The 17512-nt window shown below is 70.5% G+C and carries 18 protein-coding genes; 10 read left to right on the forward strand and 8 right to left on the reverse strand.

Going from position 1 to position 17512, the window contains the following annotated elements; translation table 11 throughout:
• Positions 1–792, reverse strand: a complete 792-nt coding sequence (gene chcB / locus ABKA17_RS02725; protein WP_353690174.1) for a 2-cyclohexenylcarbonyl CoA isomerase — start codon at positions 790–792, stop codon at positions 1–3.
• A 353-nt stretch (positions 793–1145) separates the two neighbouring features.
• Here chcB and ABKA17_RS02730 point away from each other — a divergent pair, with 353 nt between their 5' ends.
• Positions 1146–1313, forward strand: coding sequence for a DUF3117 domain-containing protein (locus ABKA17_RS02730; RefSeq protein WP_003966491.1), 168 nt, complete (start codon positions 1146–1148; stop codon positions 1311–1313).
• Between the two features lie 99 nt (positions 1314–1412).
• Here ABKA17_RS02730 and ABKA17_RS02735 read toward each other — a convergent pair whose 3' ends face one another.
• Positions 1413–2111 carry an O-methyltransferase gene (locus ABKA17_RS02735; protein ID WP_353690756.1) on the reverse strand — a complete coding sequence of 233 codons (699 nt, stop codon included), beginning with the start codon at positions 2109–2111 and terminating at the stop codon, positions 1413–1415.
• Positions 2112–2346: 235 nt separating this feature from the next.
• Here ABKA17_RS02735 and sigE point away from each other — a divergent pair, with 235 nt between their 5' ends.
• From sigE to ABKA17_RS02760, 5 genes are all read left to right on the forward strand, one after another.
• Complete coding sequence (gene sigE / locus ABKA17_RS02740) at positions 2347–3042, forward strand: RNA polymerase sigma factor SigE (RefSeq protein WP_353690757.1); 696 nt, start codon at positions 2347–2349, stop codon at positions 3040–3042.
• Positions 3039–3977, forward strand: coding sequence for an anti-sigma factor family protein (locus tag ABKA17_RS02745; RefSeq protein WP_353690175.1), 939 nt, complete (start codon positions 3039–3041; stop codon positions 3975–3977). The genes sigE and ABKA17_RS02745 overlap by 4 nt, the downstream gene beginning before the upstream one ends.
• A gap of 155 nt (positions 3978–4132) precedes the next feature.
• A complete protein-coding gene (locus ABKA17_RS02750) occupies positions 4133–6007 on the forward strand; it encodes a S1C family serine protease (protein WP_353690176.1) in 1875 nt (624 codons plus the stop codon).
• Positions 6008–6176: 169 nt separating this feature from the next.
• Positions 6177–6620, forward strand: a complete 444-nt coding sequence (locus ABKA17_RS02755; RefSeq protein ID WP_353690177.1) for a sec-independent translocase — start codon at positions 6177–6179, stop codon at positions 6618–6620.
• 270 nt (positions 6621–6890) lie between these two features.
• Positions 6891–7547 carry a hypothetical protein gene (locus ABKA17_RS02760; protein WP_353690178.1) on the forward strand — a complete coding sequence of 219 codons (657 nt, stop codon included), beginning with the start codon at positions 6891–6893 and terminating at the stop codon, positions 7545–7547.
• Between the two features lie 66 nt (positions 7548–7613).
• Here ABKA17_RS02760 and ABKA17_RS02765 read toward each other — a convergent pair whose 3' ends face one another.
• The 3 genes from ABKA17_RS02765 to ABKA17_RS02775 are packed head-to-tail and all read right to left on the reverse strand — an operon-like array spanning position 7614 to position 10669.
• Positions 7614–8747: an Mrp/NBP35 family ATP-binding protein gene (locus tag ABKA17_RS02765; protein WP_353690179.1), complete on the reverse strand. Its 1134-nt coding sequence runs from the start codon at positions 8745–8747 to the stop codon at positions 7614–7616.
• A gap of 43 nt (positions 8748–8790) precedes the next feature.
• The gene (locus ABKA17_RS02770) at positions 8791–9384 is read right to left on the reverse strand and encodes a DUF1003 domain-containing protein (RefSeq protein WP_353690180.1); all 594 of its coding nucleotides are present in this window, start codon (positions 9382–9384) and stop codon (positions 8791–8793) included.
• Positions 9374–10669 carry a magnesium transporter MgtE N-terminal domain-containing protein gene (locus tag ABKA17_RS02775; RefSeq protein WP_353690181.1) on the reverse strand — a complete coding sequence of 432 codons (1296 nt, stop codon included), beginning with the start codon at positions 10667–10669 and terminating at the stop codon, positions 9374–9376. Before ABKA17_RS02775 ends, ABKA17_RS02770 begins: the two co-directional genes overlap by 11 nt.
• 174 nt (positions 10670–10843) lie before the next feature.
• Here ABKA17_RS02775 and ABKA17_RS02780 point away from each other — a divergent pair, with 174 nt between their 5' ends.
• Positions 10844–11605 (forward strand): hypothetical protein, encoded by a 762-nt coding sequence (locus ABKA17_RS02780; protein ID WP_353690182.1) that lies wholly within the window; start codon positions 10844–10846, stop codon positions 11603–11605.
• A 33-nt stretch (positions 11606–11638) separates the two neighbouring features.
• Here ABKA17_RS02780 and ABKA17_RS02785 read toward each other — a convergent pair whose 3' ends face one another.
• Together ABKA17_RS02785 and ABKA17_RS02790 are read right to left on the reverse strand one after the other, a co-directional pair.
• The gene (locus ABKA17_RS02785; protein WP_353690183.1) at positions 11639–12151 is read right to left on the reverse strand and encodes a hypothetical protein; all 513 of its coding nucleotides are present in this window, start codon (positions 12149–12151) and stop codon (positions 11639–11641) included.
• Between the two features lie 33 nt (positions 12152–12184).
• Complete coding sequence (locus ABKA17_RS02790; RefSeq protein WP_353690184.1) at positions 12185–13303, reverse strand: magnesium and cobalt transport protein CorA; 1119 nt, start codon at positions 13301–13303, stop codon at positions 12185–12187.
• Between the two features lie 478 nt (positions 13304–13781).
• Here ABKA17_RS02790 and ABKA17_RS02795 point away from each other — a divergent pair, with 478 nt between their 5' ends.
• A complete protein-coding gene (locus ABKA17_RS02795) occupies positions 13782–14366 on the forward strand; it encodes a suppressor of fused domain protein (RefSeq protein WP_353690185.1) in 585 nt (194 codons plus the stop codon).
• A 30-nt stretch (positions 14367–14396) separates the two neighbouring features.
• On the opposite strand, the gene ABKA17_RS02800 is transcribed toward ABKA17_RS02795, so the two are convergent.
• The gene (locus ABKA17_RS02800) at positions 14397–15620 is read right to left on the reverse strand and encodes an MFS transporter (protein ID WP_353690186.1); all 1224 of its coding nucleotides are present in this window, start codon (positions 15618–15620) and stop codon (positions 14397–14399) included.
• A 160-nt stretch (positions 15621–15780) separates the two neighbouring features.
• Between ABKA17_RS02800 and ABKA17_RS02805 the strand changes: the two genes are divergently transcribed.
• Entirely contained in the window at positions 15781–16422 is a 642-nt protein-coding gene (locus ABKA17_RS02805) for a DUF6758 family protein (RefSeq protein ID WP_353690187.1), read from the forward strand.
• A gap of 216 nt (positions 16423–16638) precedes the next feature.
• On the forward strand, positions 16639–17496 hold the full coding sequence (locus ABKA17_RS02810; protein WP_353690188.1) for a PHP domain-containing protein: 858 nt from the start codon (positions 16639–16641) through the stop codon (positions 17494–17496).
• The last annotated feature ends 16 nt before the right edge of the window (positions 17497–17512 follow it).

Raw genomic sequence — 17512 nt, forward strand, 5'->3', positions numbered from 1 at the left:
TCAGCGCCCCAAATACTCAGGCGCTTCCTTGTTCACAAACGCCCGCACCGCGATCGCGTGGTCCTCCGAGGACCCCGCCCGCGTCTGGAGCTCGTCCTCCTTCTCCAGCGTCTCCGCCAGCGAGTGGGAGGACCCGTACGCCACGGACTCCTTGATCGCCGCGTACGCCACCGTCGGCCCCTCGGCCAGCGCCCGCGCGACCTTCTCGGCCTCGCCCGCCAGCTCGGCGGACGGCACCAGCCGGTTCACGATCCCCAGCTCGTACGCCTCCTGCGCCTTGATCGTGCGCGGGAAGAGCAGCAGGTCGGCGGCGCGCCCGGGGCCCACCACCCGGGGCAGGGTCCAGGAGACCCCGGAGTCGGCCGTCAGCGCGACCCCCGCGAACGACGTGTTGAACCCCGCGGTGTCCGCGACCACCCGGTAGTCCGCCGCCAGCGCCAGGCCGAATCCGGCGCCGGCCGCGACCCCGTTCACCCCGGCCACCACCGGCTTCGGCATCTCCGTCAGGGCCCGCAGGATCGGGTTGTAGTGCTCCGCGACCGTGCTCATGACCTTCGTCGAACCCTCGGCCAGCAGCCCGATGTGCTCCTTGAGGTCCTGCCCCACACAGAACGCCCGGTCCCCGGCGGACGTCAGCAGCACCGCCCGTACGGCCCCGTCGGCCGCCGCGGATTCCACCGCCTCCCGCAGAGCGACCTTCGTCGCGATGTTCAGCGCGTTCATCGCCTCGGGGCGGTTGAGCGTGATCGTCGCGAGCCCGTCGCTCACCTCGTAGAGCACGGTGTCTGCCATGGTCCATCCCCTCATGCGTCCGCTGCCGGTCCGGCAAGGACAGCATGGCGGAGATCACCGTCCATGGACCGGAACGGACGTGTGACCTGCGTCAAAGAATGTGCGGCCGAAATCGGTCGCCGGATACGTGTGCGGCCGCGCAGTATCGCAGTCACATCGCCGAATTGGGTGGTTTTGCTCGCGCGCGTTGCCCAAGCGATGCCGACTGATGTTGGTCATCGGGTCCTGAGATGCGGGATAATGGCCTGGAAGCAATGTGTTCGATGCCGGTGTCGCGTGCCCACGCACGACACGCGTGCCCTCCCAGGGCCGTCGGCTTTGACGATGAGCTGGTTTCAGGAAGGGGAACGAGCATGGCGGCCATGAAGCCGCGGACGGGCGATGGCCCGCTCGAGGTGACCAAGGAGGGGCGGGGCATTGTCATGCGCGTTCCGCTCGAAGGCGGCGGTCGGCTCGTCGTCGAGCTGACCCCTGACGAGGCCGACGCGCTCGGTGACGCCCTCAAGAAGGTCGTCGGCTGACGCGGAAGCGACCATACCCTTTCAGCCGCCCCGGCACCCTCATGGGTGCCGGGGCGGCTGTTTGCCCAGGTCCGAGCGGGGTTCTTCGGGTTTTTCAGGTCAGCGCTTGACCGCGCACAGCAGCCCGTCGCCCACCGGCAGCAGCGACACCACCAGCTCCTGGCTCTCCCGCACCGCGCGCAGCAGCTCGCGCAGCCGCAGCACCTCGGTCGGCTGTGGACCGGAGTCCACCGTCCGGCCGTGCGCGAAGACGCCCTCGAAGACCACCAGGCCGCCGGGCCGCAGCAGGCGCAACGATTCAGCGAGGTAGTCCATGACCTCCTGCCGGTCACCGTCGCAGAAGACGAGGTCATAGCCGGAGTCGGCGAGCCGGGGCAGCACGTCGAGGGCGCGGCCCGGGATGAAACGGGCCCGGTTGCTGGCGAAGCCCGAGGCGCGGAAGGCCTGCCGGGCGAACTGCTGGTGCTCCGGCTCGGGGTCGACCGTGGTCAGCACGCCGTCCGACCGCATGCCGTGCAGCAGATGGATGCCGGAGACGCCGGTGCCGGTGCCGATCTCGGCGACCGCCTTCGCGTCGACGGAGGCCGCCAGCAACCGCAGTGCCGCACCCGCGCCGGGCGACACCGAGCGCAGCCCTGCCTCGCGGGCCCGGTCACGGGCCCAGCGCAGCGCTTCGTCCTCGGCGACATAGGCGTCGGCGAACGCCCAGCTCGTCTGCCGGTTGGCGGTAATGACCCTCTCCTGTCCCCGTGGTTGCCTGGGCGTGACTGTATCCGTTGGGGCCGGGAACCCGCAGATGGGACCGGGCGTTTAGAGGGGTGGAGACGCACCCGGGGGGACACAGTTGGATCACGATGACGGGCAGGAGCTCGAGCGGGCGGTGACGCAGCCGCATGAGCCGTATCAGCCCAGATCAATTTCTCGTAAAACCGCTTATCCGGAGCTAACGGGCGAGGTGGCTATGGTAGGGGCTCCACTGGACACCACCAGAGCCGACAGGGGAGGTGCGGCCGCGCCTGTGGATCGGGGAGGAGTGCTACGGCGCTTCCTCGGATCGGCGGGTAGGCCGAAATCCGTGAACGACACCGCTGCTGACCACAGCCACGGCGACTACGCCACCGCGACCTTCTCCACCGACGCGGACGGGCAGGCCTGGACTCCTCCGACGTGGGAGGAGATCGTCAGCACGCACAGCGGCCGGGTCTACCGGCTCGCCTACCGCCTGACGGGCAACCAGCACGACGCCGAGGACCTCACTCAGGAGGTCTTCGTCCGCGTCTTCCGCTCGCTGTCGACCTACACGCCCGGCACCTTCGAGGGCTGGCTCCACCGCATTACCACCAACCTGTTCCTGGACATGGTCCGGCGCAAGCAGCGCATCCGCTTCGACGCCCTCGGCGAGGACGCGGCCGAGCGCCTGCCCAGCCGCGAGCCGAACCCCCAGCAGGCCTTCAACGACGCGCACTTCGACGCGGACGTCCAGCAGGCCCTCGACACCCTCGCGCCCGAGTTCCGGGCCGCGGTCGTCCTGTGCGACATCGAGGGACTGTCGTACGAGGAGATCGCCGCGACCCTGGGCGTCAAGCTCGGCACGGTCCGGTCCCGGATCCACCGGGGCCGTTCCCAGCTGCGCAAGGCCCTCGCGCACCGTTCGCCGGAGGCCCGCAAGGAGCGCCGCTCCTTCGTGCCTCGCGTTCCCGCTCTGGGGGGAGGGGGCGCGACCGCGTGAGTGGATCACGGCCCCAGCCCGCCGAGGGGAAATTCGCGGAACAGCACCTGGGAGACCGACTCGCCGCGCTGGTCGACGGCGAGCTCGGTCATGAGACGCGCGAGCGGGTCCTCGCCCACCTGGCCACCTGCGCCAGGTGCAAGGCCGAGGCCGACGCCCAGCGCCGACTGAAGAACGTCTTCGCGGAGGCCGCACCGCCGCCTCCCTCCGAGAGCTTCCTGGCCCGCCTCCAGGGGCTGCCCGGCGGAGGTGACACGGACGGCGGCTCGCCGTTCGGGGGAGGATTCCCCGACGGCTTCTCCGGACGACCCGGCACCGCCGGAGTCTTCGGCGTGAAGCGCCCCGAGCGCTTCGAGTTCGACTACGTCCCCGCGGCCCCGCACACCTCCGCGCTCACCCCCTCGAACCGCGGCGGTTTCCGCATCCATGACGTCGGCCGGCCCGAGACCGAGCGCTCGGCGTCACGCGGCATGCGGTTCGCGTTCGTCGTCGGCGGGGCGGTGTCCCTGGCCGCGATCGCACTGGGCGGCGTCACCACCGGAGCGCCGGTCGACACCGACGCCCGCGGTGGCTCGGGCGGCAGCAATGTGACCCCGGCCCGTACCCAGGGCGGCGCGGGCGTGGTGACGCCGGACACCCAGCGGCGCCGTCCGGTGGGCCCGCTGTTCGCCCAGGACCAGTCCCGGTTCGACGCCCCGGTCGCCCCGACCGAGGTGTCCGCGCCGCTGGTCCCCGGCACCCAGGTCCGCGAGGCGACGCTGACCGCACCCGTGGTGGCCGGCGCGGCCGCCATGTCGCCCTTGATACGCCCGCTCGACACCACCCCGCCGCTCGCCCTGACCTCCCGTTCCACGACCCCGGACCTCACCCTGCCGGGCCTGCTCGCCGCACTCGTCCCCGACGCGACCTCCTCCCCCTCCGGCACCACCCGCTGACCCGTACTCTGCGCGCCGGCCCCCGAACCTGGTTGAATCCAGGGAAGCCGTGCCCGTGCCTGTCCGGCAGACCAGGCCGTGATCGCGGCAACGTGCCTGACAGGCACAGGTGAACGGGGCCGACGTGCCGGCCAGGCCCTGGCTGTGGGGAGAGCATGAACGAGGGGAAGCCCACCAAGACGAAGTGGTGGAGCCGACCGCGCCCGGAGGGGCCGGTCGAGGGGGCCACCGCCGAAGGGGACTACGAACTGAGGCGGCCTCAGGACGTGGTTGATGACGAGCGGGCCGGTACGGCGGTGTCGTCCGAAGCCGAAGCCGAAGCCGAAGCCGAAGCCGAAGCCGAAGCCGAAGCCTCAGCAGCGGTCGAGGACTCCGACGGGACGCGCACCGGGGGTGACTTCGAGCTGCGGGCGCCGCAGGCCCGAGGCGCTGCCAGGACGGAGTCGGGCGACTTCGAGCTCGACCTGCCCGAGCCGGCGTCCGCCGAGGCGGCACCCGCCGAGACAGCGCCCTCTCCGGCAGCGGACGAAGCTCCCGCGACCGATGTCGTCGCCGAGCGCCCCAAGCCGCTGCACGACCCCGACCCGTACAGCACCCCGCCGTACGGCGAACCCGGCCCCTGGGCCCCGGCCCCGCCGGTCCAGCACCCGTCGCCGACGCCTTCCCACGGCACCGCCGTGCCCATGTCCGCCCACGGCACCCCGGCGCCGACCCCCGTCTCGACCCCCGCGCGCGACACCCTCGCCGCCACCCCCTTCTCCGCCCCGCACGGCGGTCCCCCGTCCCCCGTAGCGCCCTCCGCCGGCTCCTACGAGGACGCCCCGCCCCCCACCAATCCCTGGCAGAACTACGACCCCTGGGCTCCTGTCCCCATCCCCCTCCAGCAGACCGGCGCCGGTCTGCCGGGCCAGGACGGGCGACGTAAGCGGGGCCGGAAGCTGCTCGTCGTCGGGGCCGTGGTGCTCGCGCTCGTGTCGGGGGGCGTCGGCGGGGCCGTGGGGGCCTATCTGGAGCGCAATGGCGGGATGGCAGACGTGGAGCTGCCGCAGGCCGGTGCCGAGCCCGCGGGGCGGGCGCCGGACAGTGTGGCGGGGATCGCCGCGCGGGCCCTGCCCAGTGTCGTCACCCTGCATGTGAGCGGCGCGGACGAGCAGGGCACCGGCACCGGGTTCGTGCTCGACGACCGGGGCCACATCCTCACCAACAACCACGTCGTCGAACCCGCCGGAGCCGACGGCGACATATCCGTCACCTTCCACAGCGGGGACACCGCCAAGGCCACCGTCGTCGGACGGGACAGCGGCTACGACCTCGCCGTCGTGAAGGTCACCGACGTCAGCGGGCTCAGGCCCATGACCCTCGGCAACTCCGACAACGTCCAGGTCGGCGACCCGGTCGTCGCCATCGGCGCCCCCTACGACCTGGAGGGCACCGTCACCTCCGGGATCATCAGCGCCAAGGAGCGGCCCATCACGGCCGGCGGCGAGAGCGGCGACGGCAGCGACGTGTCGTACGTGGACGCCCTCCAGACCGACGCGCCCATCAACCCCGGCAACTCCGGCGGGCCGCTGCTCGACTCCAAGGCCCGCGTCATCGGCATCAACTCCGCCATCCGCTCCGCCGACAGCGGCTCCGACGAGAGCGCGCAGTCCGGCTCCATCGGCCTCGGTTTCGCCATCCCGGTCAACCAGGCCAAGCGCGTCGCCGAGGAGCTGATCAACACCGGCAGGGCGACCCACCCGGTCATCGGCATCACCCTCGACATGGACTACTCCGGCGACGGCGCCCGCGTCGGCACCAAGGGCAACGACGGCGGACCCGCGGTCATCGCCGGCGGCTCCGGCGACAAGGCCGGCATCAAGTCGGGCGACGTCATCACCGAGGTCGACGGCCAGCGCGTCCACTCCGGCGAGGAGCTGATCGTCAAGACCCGGGCCCACCGTCCCGGCGACGAACTGGAGCTCACCGTGGAGCGCGGCGGCAAGGAGCTGACCATCTCCCTGGTGCTCGGATCCTCGGACGGCGACTGAGCAGGCCGATTGACACAAACCTCACAGGAGCGCCCGCAAACCCCGCCCCACATGGCAAACAACCCTCAAAACCGCGCATGCGCGCGCACTCGGAGGGCCCGGGACAGTACCGGTCGTACCGGATCGCCGGGTACCGTGGACTCGGCCCGGACATCCCAAGGAGCTTCAGGTGTTCAATGACATAGGACCGCTCGAGCTGGTGACGCTCGTAGTCCTCGCCGTGCTCGTCTTCGGGCCGGACAAGCTCCCGAAGCTCATCCAGGACGTCACGCGGACCATCCGCAAGATCCGGGAGTTCTCGGAGAGCGCCAAAGAGGACATCCGCACCGAGCTCGGTCCTGAGTTCAAGGACTTCGAGTTCGAGGATCTGAACCCCAAGACGTTCATCCGCAAGCAGTTGGACAACGACGAGCTGGGGCTCAAGGAGATCCGCAACGGCTTCGACCTGAAGAAGGAGATGGCCGAGGTCACCGACGCGGTGCACGGTCGCGAGTCGGAGTCCTCCTCGGGTTCGTCGTCCGCCGCCTCGTCGGGTGGCCGGATCGACATGACCAAGAAGCCCGAGGACGACGGCAAGGACGACCGCCCGGCCTTCGACGCGGACGCCACCTGACCGCTCCCTGAGCCTCGTACGCACGTAGCCGAGCCGCACGTCAGTGACGTGCGGCTCTGTCGTGCACGACGTCGCACGTGACGCGTTTCATACGCCGGACAGGCCTCGCGCGACCTGAACCGGGCGCCCGGACGCCCCGCGCGCCGGGCGCTTTCCCTGCTGGTCCCAGTGGGGTGGCTATGCTGCCGAGTTGTTGTGCGGACCGGACGAGTCGCCCGAAGGGGGGCGGGCCGTTCCGGACCGACGAGGAACGAGGAGGCGTCCGGGCACATGGAGACGACGAGTCAGGCGGTCGCGCAGGCACCGGCATCGGAGGGCGGACAGCAGGTCCCCTCCGCCCGGCGCACGGTCGACGGCTACCTGCTGGCGCCCTTCCCGTGGTACGGCCTCGACGAGGCCTTCACGGGACCGCGCTGGCTGATGCAGGTCGGGACGGCGGCCGACGGTGCCGTCGAGCACGGTTCGATCGGGCACGGAGACGAGCCCTCCGTACGGAACGAGGCGTCGGAGGACAAGGAGAAGTTCGCGGTGGTGGTGACCGTCGCGGCGAATCCGTCCCGGCGGAGCGCCGACGGCACGGGGCTCCTCGAGGCCACGTCGGTCTCCTCGGCGGCGTGGCTCGCGGGCGTGGGCCTGCTCTCCTTCACCTGGCCCGGCCAGATGGACCACTCCCTGCGCGACGACTGGCTGGACCAGCAGACCGAGACCGCGTGGGCCCTGGCCGACGACCTCGACGGTTCGGACTGGTCGACCCTGTCGCTCCCCGTGGACGGGGTGCCGACGTCCTTTCACTACCGCGAGTCCGAGTTCGGCTGGGTGCTCGCCGGGTCGACGAAGGAGGGCGTGCATGTCGGGGCGTACGGAAGAGGCATGAGCGCGTACGGGCTCGGCTTCGCCATGATCAAGGACATCAGCGCCTACGCGTAGGGCGTGCGTACGACGATGGGGGCGCCGTCCGAGCCGGACGGCGCCCCCATCGTCGTAACCGAAGACCTAGAACTTGTTCCTCGGGGTGATCCCCAGGGACAGTCCCGCGAGGCCGCGCTGGCGGCCGCCCAGCTTGCCCGCGATGGCGCGCAGGGCCGAGCCGGCCGGGGAGTCGGGGTCGGACAGGACGACCGGCTTGCCGTCGTCGCCGCCCTCGCGGAGGCGGACGTCGATCGGGATGGAGCCGAGGACCGGGACGGTGGCGCCGGTCGTCTTCGTGAGGCCGTCGGCGACCATCTGGCCGCCGCCCGTGCCGAAGATGTCGACCATCTCGTCGCAGTGCGGGCAGGGCAGGCCGGACATGTTCTCGACCACGCCGACGATCTTCTGGTGGGTCTGGACGGCGATGGCGCCCGCCCGCTCGGCCACCTCGGCAGCAGCCTGCTGCGGGGTCGTGACGACCAGGATCTCGGCGTTCGGGACCAGCTGGGCCACGGAGATCGCGATGTCGCCCGTGCCCGGCGGAAGGTCGAGGAGGAGGACGTCGAGGTCGCCCCAGTACACGTCCGCGAGGAACTGCTGGAGCGCCCGGTGCAGCATCGGGCCGCGCCACACCACGGGCGCGTTGCCCGGGGTGAACATGCCGATGGAGATGACCTTCACGCCGTGCGCCGACGGCGGCATGATCATGTTCTCGACCTGGGTGGGACTGCCGTCGGCGCCCAGCATGCGCGGCACCGAGTGGCCGTAGATGTCGGCGTCGACCACGCCCACCTTCAGACCGTCGGCGGCGAGCGCGGCCGCCAGGTTCACCGTCACCGAGGACTTGCCGACGCCGCCCTTGCCGGAGGCGACCGCGTAGACGCGGGTCAGCGAGCCCGGCTTGGCGAAGGGGACCTCGCGCTCGGTCTGGCCGCCGCGCAGGGCCGTCGCCAGCTCCTTGCGCTGCTCGTCGCTCATGACGTCGAGCGTGACGTCGACGCGGGTGACGCCCTCGACGGCCGAGACCGCGTCCGTCACCCGCTGGGTGATCGTCTCGCGCATCGGACAGCCGGAGACCGTCAGATAGACGGTGACCGCGACCGCTCCGTCCGCGCCGATGTCCACCGACTTGACCATCCCCAGCTCGGTGATGGGTCGGTTGATCTCGGGGTCGTTCACCGTCGCCAGTGCCTCGCGCACCGCGTCTTCCGTAGCCATAAGGACGATGGTACGGCGCTCCGAGTGCCCCCCGGGATGCCCTTCAGTGGTCTTCTACGTCACGTCGAGGCGACCGTTCCGGCCGTTCTGCCGGGAATACGCCGTGCCCGTGTCCGTGCCCGTCCTGCCGTTCCTCCAGTTCCTTCATCAGGTCCTGGAGCTCGGAGCGGATCCAGTCCCGGGTCGCGACCTCGCCGAGGCCGATCCGCAGGGCGGCGATCTCACGGGTCAGATACTCGGTGTCCGCGATCGACCGCTCGTTCTGCTTGCGGTCCTGCTCCAGGTTGACCCGGTCCCGGTCGTCCTGCCGGTTCTGCGCGAGCAGGATCAGCGGGGCCGCGTAGGACGCCTGGAGGGACAGCATCAGGGTCAGGAAGATGAAGGGGTAGTGGTCGAACTTCAGGTCGCCGGGCGCGAAGACGTTCCACAGCACCCACACGATGATGACGACCGTCATCCAGACGATGAACCGCCCGGTGCCGAGGAACCGCGCGATCCGCTCCGACAGCCGCCCGAAGGCCTCCGGGTCCCACTCGGGCAGCAGGCGTCGCCGGGGCGGCCGTGGCTGGTCGAGGCGGGCACGCGCGCGCGTGCTGGCCGTCGCGCCGGCCGGGGTCCTCTCGCGCTCAGGAGCCATGCTGCGCCACCTCGCCGTCGTCGAGCCCTTCGTCGAGGTGGAACTCCGTCTCCCGCCAGTCCTCCGGCAGCATGTGGTCCAGGACGTCGTCCACGGTCACCGCGCCCAGCAGCGACCCGGAGTCGTCCACGACCGGCGCCGCGACCATGTCGTACGTCGCGAAGAACCCGGCGACGACCGGCAGCGCGGCGTCCGGGTCCAGCGGCTGGAGGTCGTCGTCGATGATCGCGCTGACCAGGGTGTACGGCGGGTCCCGCAGCAGCCGCTGGAAGTGGACCGTGCCGAGGTACTTGCCGGTCGGTGTCTCGTCGGGCGGGCGGCAGACGTAGACCTGGGCGGCGAGGGCGGGGGAGAGGTCGGCGTTGCGGACCCGGGCGAGGGCGTCCGCGACGGTCGCGTCGGGGCGGAGCACGATCGGCTCGGTCGTCATCAGACCGCCGGCCGTGTGCTCCTCGTACGACATCAGGCGCCGCATGTCGGCCGCGTCGGCGGGCTCCATCAGGCTCAGCAGCCGCTCCTGGTCCTGCTCCGGGAGCTCGGAGAGCAGGTCGGCCGCGTCGTCCGGGTCCATGGCCTCCAGGACGTCCGCGGCCCGCTCCTCCTTGAGCTTGCCGAGGATCTCGATCTGGTCGTCCTCCGGGAGCTCTTCGAGCACGTCGGCGAGCCGGTCGTCGTCGAGGGCGGCGGCGACCTCCGCGCGGCGCTTGGGGGAGAGGTGGTGCAGAACGTTCGCCAGGTCGGCGGGGCGCAGTTGCTCGAAGGTGGCGAGGAGGCTCTCGGCGCCCTGTCCGTGCTCCTCCAGGGAGAACCCGGTGACCGCGGACCACTCGACGGTCAGCGTCTCGCCCCTGGCCCGCCGGAAGGTGCCGCTCTTCCCCTTGCGTACGAACACCCGGTCGATCTCCCAGTCCCGGCGGGCCGGCAGCTGCTGCACGGAGACGTCCAGGACGGTGACCTCCTCGCGGGCCTCCACGAGCGTGACGCGCCGGTCCAGCAGCTCGCCGAAGACCAGGCGCTCGGTGGGCCGCTGCTCGAAGCGGCGGACGTTGAGCACGCCGGTGGTGATGACCTGGCCGGACTCGATGCTGGTCACGCGGGTCATGGGCAGGAAGATGCGGCGCCTGGTGGACAGTTCGACGACCAGGCCGAGCACTCTGGGCGGCCGGCGCCCGACGCGGAGCATCACGACCAGGTCGCGCACCCGGCCCACCTGGTCGCCGTTCGGGTCGAAGACGGCCACGCCGGCGAGGTGCGAGACGAAGATCCTGGGGACACCCCCTGCCATCCCTGACGCCTCCCTTTCACGTGAATTGCCCGCTCGGATGGGCTTCAGGCTAGCCCGTCCCGATGCGGTACGCCCTGGTGAGGGGTCCGGACGGACCGGCTCCGCCCGACCTCCCGGACCCCGGTACTCTGCGGTACGCCTCCGATGGACCCTCGTCAGAAAGGCAGCCCTCCTGTGACTGCGATTCCCCAGGGCCGCACCCGCCGGACCGGACTGCTGGGCGCGATGTGCGCTCTGGTCGTGACGGGAACGGGCCTGACGGGGTGCAGTGAAGACCCCGACGCGGGCACCAACGGCGTCGGCAAGCTGTCGGCCGACCAGATCCAGACGAAGACCAAGGCGGCCGCCGAGTCCGCCGACACGGTGCGTCTCTCAGGGAACGTGGTCACCAGCGGGCGCACTTACAAACTCGACATGCGTCTCAAGGCCGACGGCGGCTCCGGCTCGGTCACCTCCGAAGGGGCCACCTTCCGTCTGCTGCGGATCGGCGACCAGCTCTATCTGAAGGCCGACGCGGAGTTCTGGGGGCAGCAGGACGGCAAGGGCGACTCCGGCGACTCCGGTGGGGACACCGCCGCCGCCGACAAGCTCGACGACAAGTTCGTGAAGGTGCCGCAGGGCGACCCCTCGTACAAGAAGTTCATCGGCTTCACCGACAAGAACGTCCTCCTGGCGGGCCTCCTCACCCTCCACGGCGAACTGTCCGCCGACGGCCACCACGAGCAGTCCGGCATCCGCACCATCCGCATCACCGGCGACGAGGGCTCCGGCGGCAAGCTGGACGTCTCCCTGGAGGGCAAGCCGTATCCGCTCCGCCTGGAACGAGCGGGCGGCGCGGGCACGCTGACCTTCTCGGCCTGGGGCAAGTCCTTCGCCCTGAAGGAGCCGGGCAAGGACGAGACGGTGGACTACGGCAAGCAGCTGCCGACGTCCTGACGGCTTCCGCCGGCCGACGGCAGCCGCGGCCCGCTACTTCCGCCGGCGCTTCTTCAGCAGCAGCCTCGGAAGCCCGGCGGGGATCGGCTGACGGGTGGTGGCCGCCGTGGGAACGGGCGCCTCCGCCAGCGAGCCGTCGGGCAACGGCGACGTCGACCCCGTCGGCTCCAGCCGCAGCACCCGGCACTCCCGCGCCCAACGCTCCGTCATCGCCTCGCCGTCGGGCGCGTTGAGCCGCTTGCCCTTGAGCTCGGCGACCGTCGCGTCCCAGCTCTCCGAGCCCGGCGTCAGCTCCACGACCTTCGCCGTCCAGGACACCAGCCGCCCGCCCTTGTCCTTGCTGCGGACCGTCACCTCGGCCGCGGCCCCGTCGGTGAGCCCCGGCAGCGGCTGCTCGCCCGGCCCGTCGCCGATCAGACACGCCGCACCCTCGTGCCACACGTGCCAGAGCGCCCGGGCCGGACCCTCGAGGCCCCTGACCCAGATGAGGCCGGACTTCTTCGTGGCCTCCTCGACGAGGGCCTGGTCGAGCAGCTCACTTGTCATGAGCCCAGCCTAGCGACGCCGCCAGGGGCGCCGTCACAGCCAGCCGTTGCGCTTCAGCGTGCGGTGGATGCCGAGACAGATGCAGACGGTGATGCTCATGATCACCGGGTAGCCGTAGCGCCAGTGCAGCTCGGGCATGTGCTCGAAGTTCATGCCGTACACACCGCACACCATCGTCGGTACGGCGATGATGGCCGCCCACGAGGTGATCTTCCGCATGTCCTCGTTCTGCGCGACGGACGCCTGCGCGAGGTTGGCCTGGAGGATCGAGTTGAGCAGCTCGTCGAAGCCGATGACCTGCTCCTGCACCCGGGCGAGGTGGTCGGCGACGTCCCGGAAGTACTTCTGGATGTCCGGGTCGATCAGCCGCATCGGCCGCTCGCTCAGCAGCTGCATGGGACGCAGCAGGGGCGAGACGGCCCGCTTGAACTCCAGGACCTCACGCTTGAGTTGGTAGATCCGGCCGGCGTCGGTGCCGCGCGGCGACCCTTTGCGCCCCGGCGAGAAGACCTCGGTCTCCACCTCGTCGATGTCGTCCTGCACGGCGTCGGCGACCGCGATGTACCCGTCGACGACATGGTCGGCGATCGCGTGCAGCACCGCCGAGGGGCCCTTGGCAAGCAGTTCGGGGTCGTCCTGCAACCGGTGCCGCAGCGTCCGCAGCGAACCCTGACCGCCGTGCCGGACGGTGATGAAGAAGTCCCGTCCGGTGAAGCACATGACCTCGCCGGTCTCGACGATCTCGCTGTTGGCGGTGAGTTCGTCGTGCTCGACGTAGTGGATGGTCTTGAAGACGGTGAAGAGGGAGTCGTCGTACCGCTCCAGCTTGGGCCGCTGGTGCGCCTGCACCGCGTCCTCCACGGCGAGCGGGTGCAGCCCGAACTCGCTTGCGATACCGGAGAATTCGGCCTCGGTCGGCTCGTGCAGTCCGATCCACACGAAGCCCCCGTCCCGGCGGACCTGGCGCATCGCCTCGTGCGGCGTCAGCGGCTTCGGCGTCTGGACGCGAGCCCCGTCGCGGTAGACGGCGCAGTCGACGACGGCCGAGGGCGTCCCGGGGTCGCGGGTGGTGTCGTAATCGGTGCTGCTGGTCTTGCGCAGCGAGACGCGGGAGGGACGGACCACGGCACGCAGGTCGCGGATCATCGACATGGCAAGCTCCTTCGCGACAGGCAACGAAAGGCCGCTTCAACGGGTGGAACTGCCCGGAATGGGGACGTCCTGACGGAGGATGTTTGGCACGTCCACAAAGCGGGGAGCACCGCACCATCGCGGTGGCGGGTTTCGCTGCTGTTACAGATCAAACAGATCAGGCAAAACGAAACGAAGTGCTCTTCCGTTGATGAAGACGCGAGCGTGAGAGGCGGCGATCGGCCGAAGGCGGATCAGCTACATCAGGTGCCGGAAGAGCGAGTGGTACTACCAGGTCGACTTCGATCCATGACAGCCCCACCTCCTCCGGCCGGTCCCTCGTAAGGGACGATCCATTCCCCGTAGGGGGAGTCTCACGGCGTCGGGACTCGATAGCGACGCTTCTGCGTGCTGCCCCGAACCACCGGCAAAGAGTATCAGCCGACTGAATAGTCAAGGCGCTGCTTTGCCCGGTACTGACGAGTTCTATGCTCGCGACATGGCTGATGTTCTTCCTCTGGTCGAGGCCCGGTTGCGCAACGCGCTGGGCGAACCGGACGCGCGCGCCGCCGTCACCTTCCTCGGCACGGACCGCGTCGAGGTGCTGCGTTTCCAGCAGGACGACATCGTCCGCTACGCCACGCTCGGCATGTCCGCACAGCCGATGGGCGACCCCACCGCGGTGCTCGCCGACCCGGTCAAGGGACCCCGCGCCGAACTGGTCCTCTCGGTGCGAAGCGGCCTCGCCGACACCGACAAGGTGCTCCGCCCGCTCGCCGTGCTCGCCGCGTCCCCGCAGGTCGAGGGCGTCGTCGTGGCCCCCGGTGCCTCCCTCGACGTGGGTGAACCCCTGTGGCCCGGCGCCCCGTTCACCTCGGTCCTGGTGGCCGAACCCGGCGGCCTGGTCGAGGACCTGGAGCTCGACGAGCCCATGGACCCCGTCCACTTCCTGCCCCTGCTCCCCATGACCCCGAACGAGGCCGCCTGGAAGCGCGTCCACGGCGCCCAGGCCCTCCAGGAGCGCTGGCTGACGAGCGGGACGGACCTGCGGGATCCGTCCCGGAGGTCCGTCCCGCTCGAGTGACTGATGTCACCAACCGGTGGCTGAAAAGCGTCAGTTGGCGAAGACGGCGACGCTGTCCTCCGTAGCGTGCTTCGACTCCAGCTCCGCCGCCTCGTGAGTGAGCGCGTTCCGTCGTACGACGACCACGAGCGCACCGAGGAGCGCGGTCACCGCCGCCACCACGAACGGGATGTGGATGTCGGTCCACTCCTCGATCTTCGGCGCGAAGTAGGGCGCGGCGGCGGCCGCGAACCAGCGCACGAAGTTGTAGCCGGCGCTCGCCACCGGGCGCGGCGCGTCCGAGACGCCGAGCGCCAGTTCCGTGTAGACGGTGTTGTTCACGCCGATGAAGGCGCCGGACAGGATGGTGCAGACGATCGCCGTGGTGTGGTCGCCGTAGCCGAGGACGAGTACGTCGACGGCGAGCAGGACGAGCGAGCCGCCGAGCACCTTCAGCGAGCCGAACCGCTCCTGGAGGCGGGGCGCCACGAGGACCGAGAACACGGCGAGCAGCACACCCCAGGCGAAGAACACGGCCCCCGACTTGTAGGGGGTCATGTTCAGCACGAACGGGGTGAAGGCCAGCACCGTGAAGAACGTGTAGTTGTAGAAGAACGCCGAGGCCGCGGCAGAGGCCAGGCCCTTGTGGCCGAGCGCCTTGAGCGGGTCCAGCAGTGAGGTCTTCGTGGCGGGCCTCGGCTGTTCCTTCAGGAACACGGTGATGCAGAGGAAGCCGACCGCCATCAGGAAGGCCGTGCCGAAGAACGGGTAGCGCCAGCTGGCGTCCCCGAGCAGGGCGCCCAGCAGAGGCCCGCACGCCATGCCGAGTCCGAGCGCGGACTCGTAGAGCAGGATCGCCGCGGCGCTGCCGCCCGCCGCCGCGCCCACGATGACGGCGAGGGCGGTGGAGACGAAGAGGGCGTTGCCGAGGCCCCAGCCCGCGCGGAAGCCGACGAGTTCGGCGACCGAGCCGGAGGTGCCGGCGAGGCCCGCGAAGACGACGACCAGCGCGAGGCCGAGCAGCAGGGTCTTGCGGCCGCCGATGCGGCTGGAGACGAAGCCGGTGACCAGCATCGCGATGGCGGTGATCAGGAAGTACGAGGTGAAGAGCAGGGAGACCTGGCTGGCCGTGGCGTCGAGGCCCTGGGCGATGGACGGGAGGATCGGGTCCACCAGTCCGATGCCCATGAAGGCGACGACGGAGGCGCCGGCCGTGGCCCAGACCGCCTTGGGCTGTCGCAGGAGGCTGCTCGCTCCCGCGTCGAAGGCGTCCATGGTTTCTCCAATTCCGGCGAGGAGATGGTTGGTATATGCACATAGTAAGTTAGGTCGGCTAATTAATGCAAGCTACATCTACTTGTCTCCGGTGAGGAGTTCCGCCCGGACGGGTGATCGTCCTTGACGTGAAGGGGTCGGGGTAGGACCGTGGGGCCCTATGAGGGGCGAACCCAGTTGCCCGAAGTGTGGTGGCCGGGTCAGGGCTCCCGGACTCTTCGCCGACACCTGGCAGTGCGATGTGCACGGCACCGTGCATCCGCTCCAGCCGGTGATCCCGCCCAGCGTCGAGGCTCTCGGCGTCGTGGTGCACCGCACGCAGGTTCCGGTGTGGATGCCGTGGCCCCTGCCGGTCGGCTGGCTGTTCACGGGCGTGGGCTGCGCGGGCGACGACCGCAGCGGGGGCCGTGCGACGGCGGTGGCGTGCACGGGACCCGGGCCGCTCGGCGGTATCGGGGAGCTGATCCTCGTCGCCGAGGAACTCGGCGTCGGGCTCGGCGCGCGGTACGCGGGCATCGACGGGCCGGACCCGGGGCCGTACATGAACGTGGAGAAGCCCCCGCAGGTCAAGGTGCTGGCCGCCGGCCGCCCGACACCGCTGTGGCATGTCTCCGGAGCGCCGGACGACCGCGCGGTCTTCGCCGGCGAGGCTCGTGGGCTGTGGCTGTGGGCGGTCGTGTGGCCGGAGCAGTCGGGGCTGCTGATGTACGACGAGCTGGTGCTGACGGATCTGCGGGACGCGGGGGCGGAAGTGGAGCTCGTTCCCTGCGGGGCGTTGTCGCCGCGCTTGCTCGAGCCGTAGCGCCTACGAGAGTGCCTGGATCGCCGGGTGGGCGACTGCGGGTCGTCTTTGGCTGGTCGCGCCCACGCGGCGGAGCCGCATATCGATGCAGCCTCGCGCCCCTTGGGCTGACCCATGTAAAGGTCTCTCATGGGTTTCGGGTGTGACGGGGGTGCTGGAAAATCCGGTTATCCTTGAGCGTTCCCTTGTGCCCCGTCAGCGTCTGGAGTTCGTGCCGTGCGTATCGATCTGCACACCCACTCCACGGCCTCCGACGGCACCGACACCCCCGCCGAGCTGGTGCGCAACGCCGCCGCTGCCGGGCTGGACGTCGTCGCCCTGACCGATCACGACACCACCCGTGGGTACGCCGAGGCGATCGCCGCGCTGCCGACGGGACTCACGCTCGTGACCGGGGCCGAGCTGTCCTGTCGTATCGACGGGGTGTCCATGCACATGCTGGCCTACCTCTTCGACCCCGAGGAGCCTGAGCTGCTCGCCGAGCGGGAGCTCGTGCGGGACGACCGGGTGCCGCGGGCGCGGGCCATGGTCGCCCGGCTCCAGGATCTCGGCGTGCCCGTCACCTGGGAGCAGGTCATGCGGATCGCCGGGGACGGATCCGTCGGGCGGCCGCACGTGGCCACCGCGCTCGTCGAACTCGGGGTCGTACCGACCGTGAGCGACGCCTTCACCGAGGACTGGCTCGCCGACGGCGGCCGGGCCCATGTGGAGAAGCACGAGACCGACCCCTTCGAGGCGATCAGGCTGGTCAAGGCCGCGGGCGGGGTCACCGTCTTCGCGCACCCGGGGGCCAGCAAGCGCGGGCTCACGGTGCCGGAGTCCGCGATCGCCGAACTGGCCGCGGCCGGGCTCGACGGTATCGAGGTCGATCACATGGACCACGACGACGAGACCCGGGTCGGGCTGCGCGGTCTCGCCGCTGATCTGGGGCTCCTGGTCACGGGCTCCTCGGACTACCACGGCAGCCGCAAGACCGTGACGCTCGGCGAGTACCGCACCGATCCCGAGGTGTACGGCGAGATCACCCGGCGTGCCACCGGCGCGTTCCCGGTGCCGGGGACCGGCGGAGCCTGAGACTCGCTCTCACGCC

Source organism: Streptomyces sp. RG80, assembly GCF_040446465.1.
Taxonomy (GTDB): Bacteria; Actinomycetota; Actinomycetes; order Streptomycetales; family Streptomycetaceae; genus Streptomyces.

Coding starts and splice junctions, on each gene's coding strand:
- chcB (WP_353690174.1), bottom strand. CDS start 792: ATGGCAGACACCGTGCTCTACGAGGTGAGCGACGGGCTCGCGACGATC.
- ABKA17_RS02730 (WP_003966491.1), top strand. CDS start 1,146: ATGGCGGCCATGAAGCCGCGGACGGGCGATGGCCCGCTCGAGGTGACC.
- ABKA17_RS02750 (WP_353690176.1), top strand. CDS start 4,133: ATGAACGAGGGGAAGCCCACCAAGACGAAGTGGTGGAGCCGACCGCGC.
- ABKA17_RS02760 (WP_353690178.1), top strand. CDS start 6,891: ATGGAGACGACGAGTCAGGCGGTCGCGCAGGCACCGGCATCGGAGGGC.
- ABKA17_RS02765 (WP_353690179.1), bottom strand. CDS start 8,747: ATGGCTACGGAAGACGCGGTGCGCGAGGCACTGGCGACGGTGAACGAC.
- ABKA17_RS02770 (WP_353690180.1), bottom strand. CDS start 9,384: ATGGCTCCTGAGCGCGAGAGGACCCCGGCCGGCGCGACGGCCAGCACG.
- ABKA17_RS02775 (WP_353690181.1), bottom strand. CDS start 10,669: ATGGCAGGGGGTGTCCCCAGGATCTTCGTCTCGCACCTCGCCGGCGTG.
- ABKA17_RS02785 (WP_353690183.1), bottom strand. CDS start 12,151: ATGACAAGTGAGCTGCTCGACCAGGCCCTCGTCGAGGAGGCCACGAAG.
- ABKA17_RS02790 (WP_353690184.1), bottom strand. CDS start 13,303: ATGTCGATGATCCGCGACCTGCGTGCCGTGGTCCGTCCCTCCCGCGTC.
- ABKA17_RS02795 (WP_353690185.1), top strand. CDS start 13,782: ATGGCTGATGTTCTTCCTCTGGTCGAGGCCCGGTTGCGCAACGCGCTG.
- ABKA17_RS02800 (WP_353690186.1), bottom strand. CDS start 15,620: ATGGACGCCTTCGACGCGGGAGCGAGCAGCCTCCTGCGACAGCCCAAG.
- ABKA17_RS02805 (WP_353690187.1), top strand. CDS start 15,781: ATGAGGGGCGAACCCAGTTGCCCGAAGTGTGGTGGCCGGGTCAGGGCT.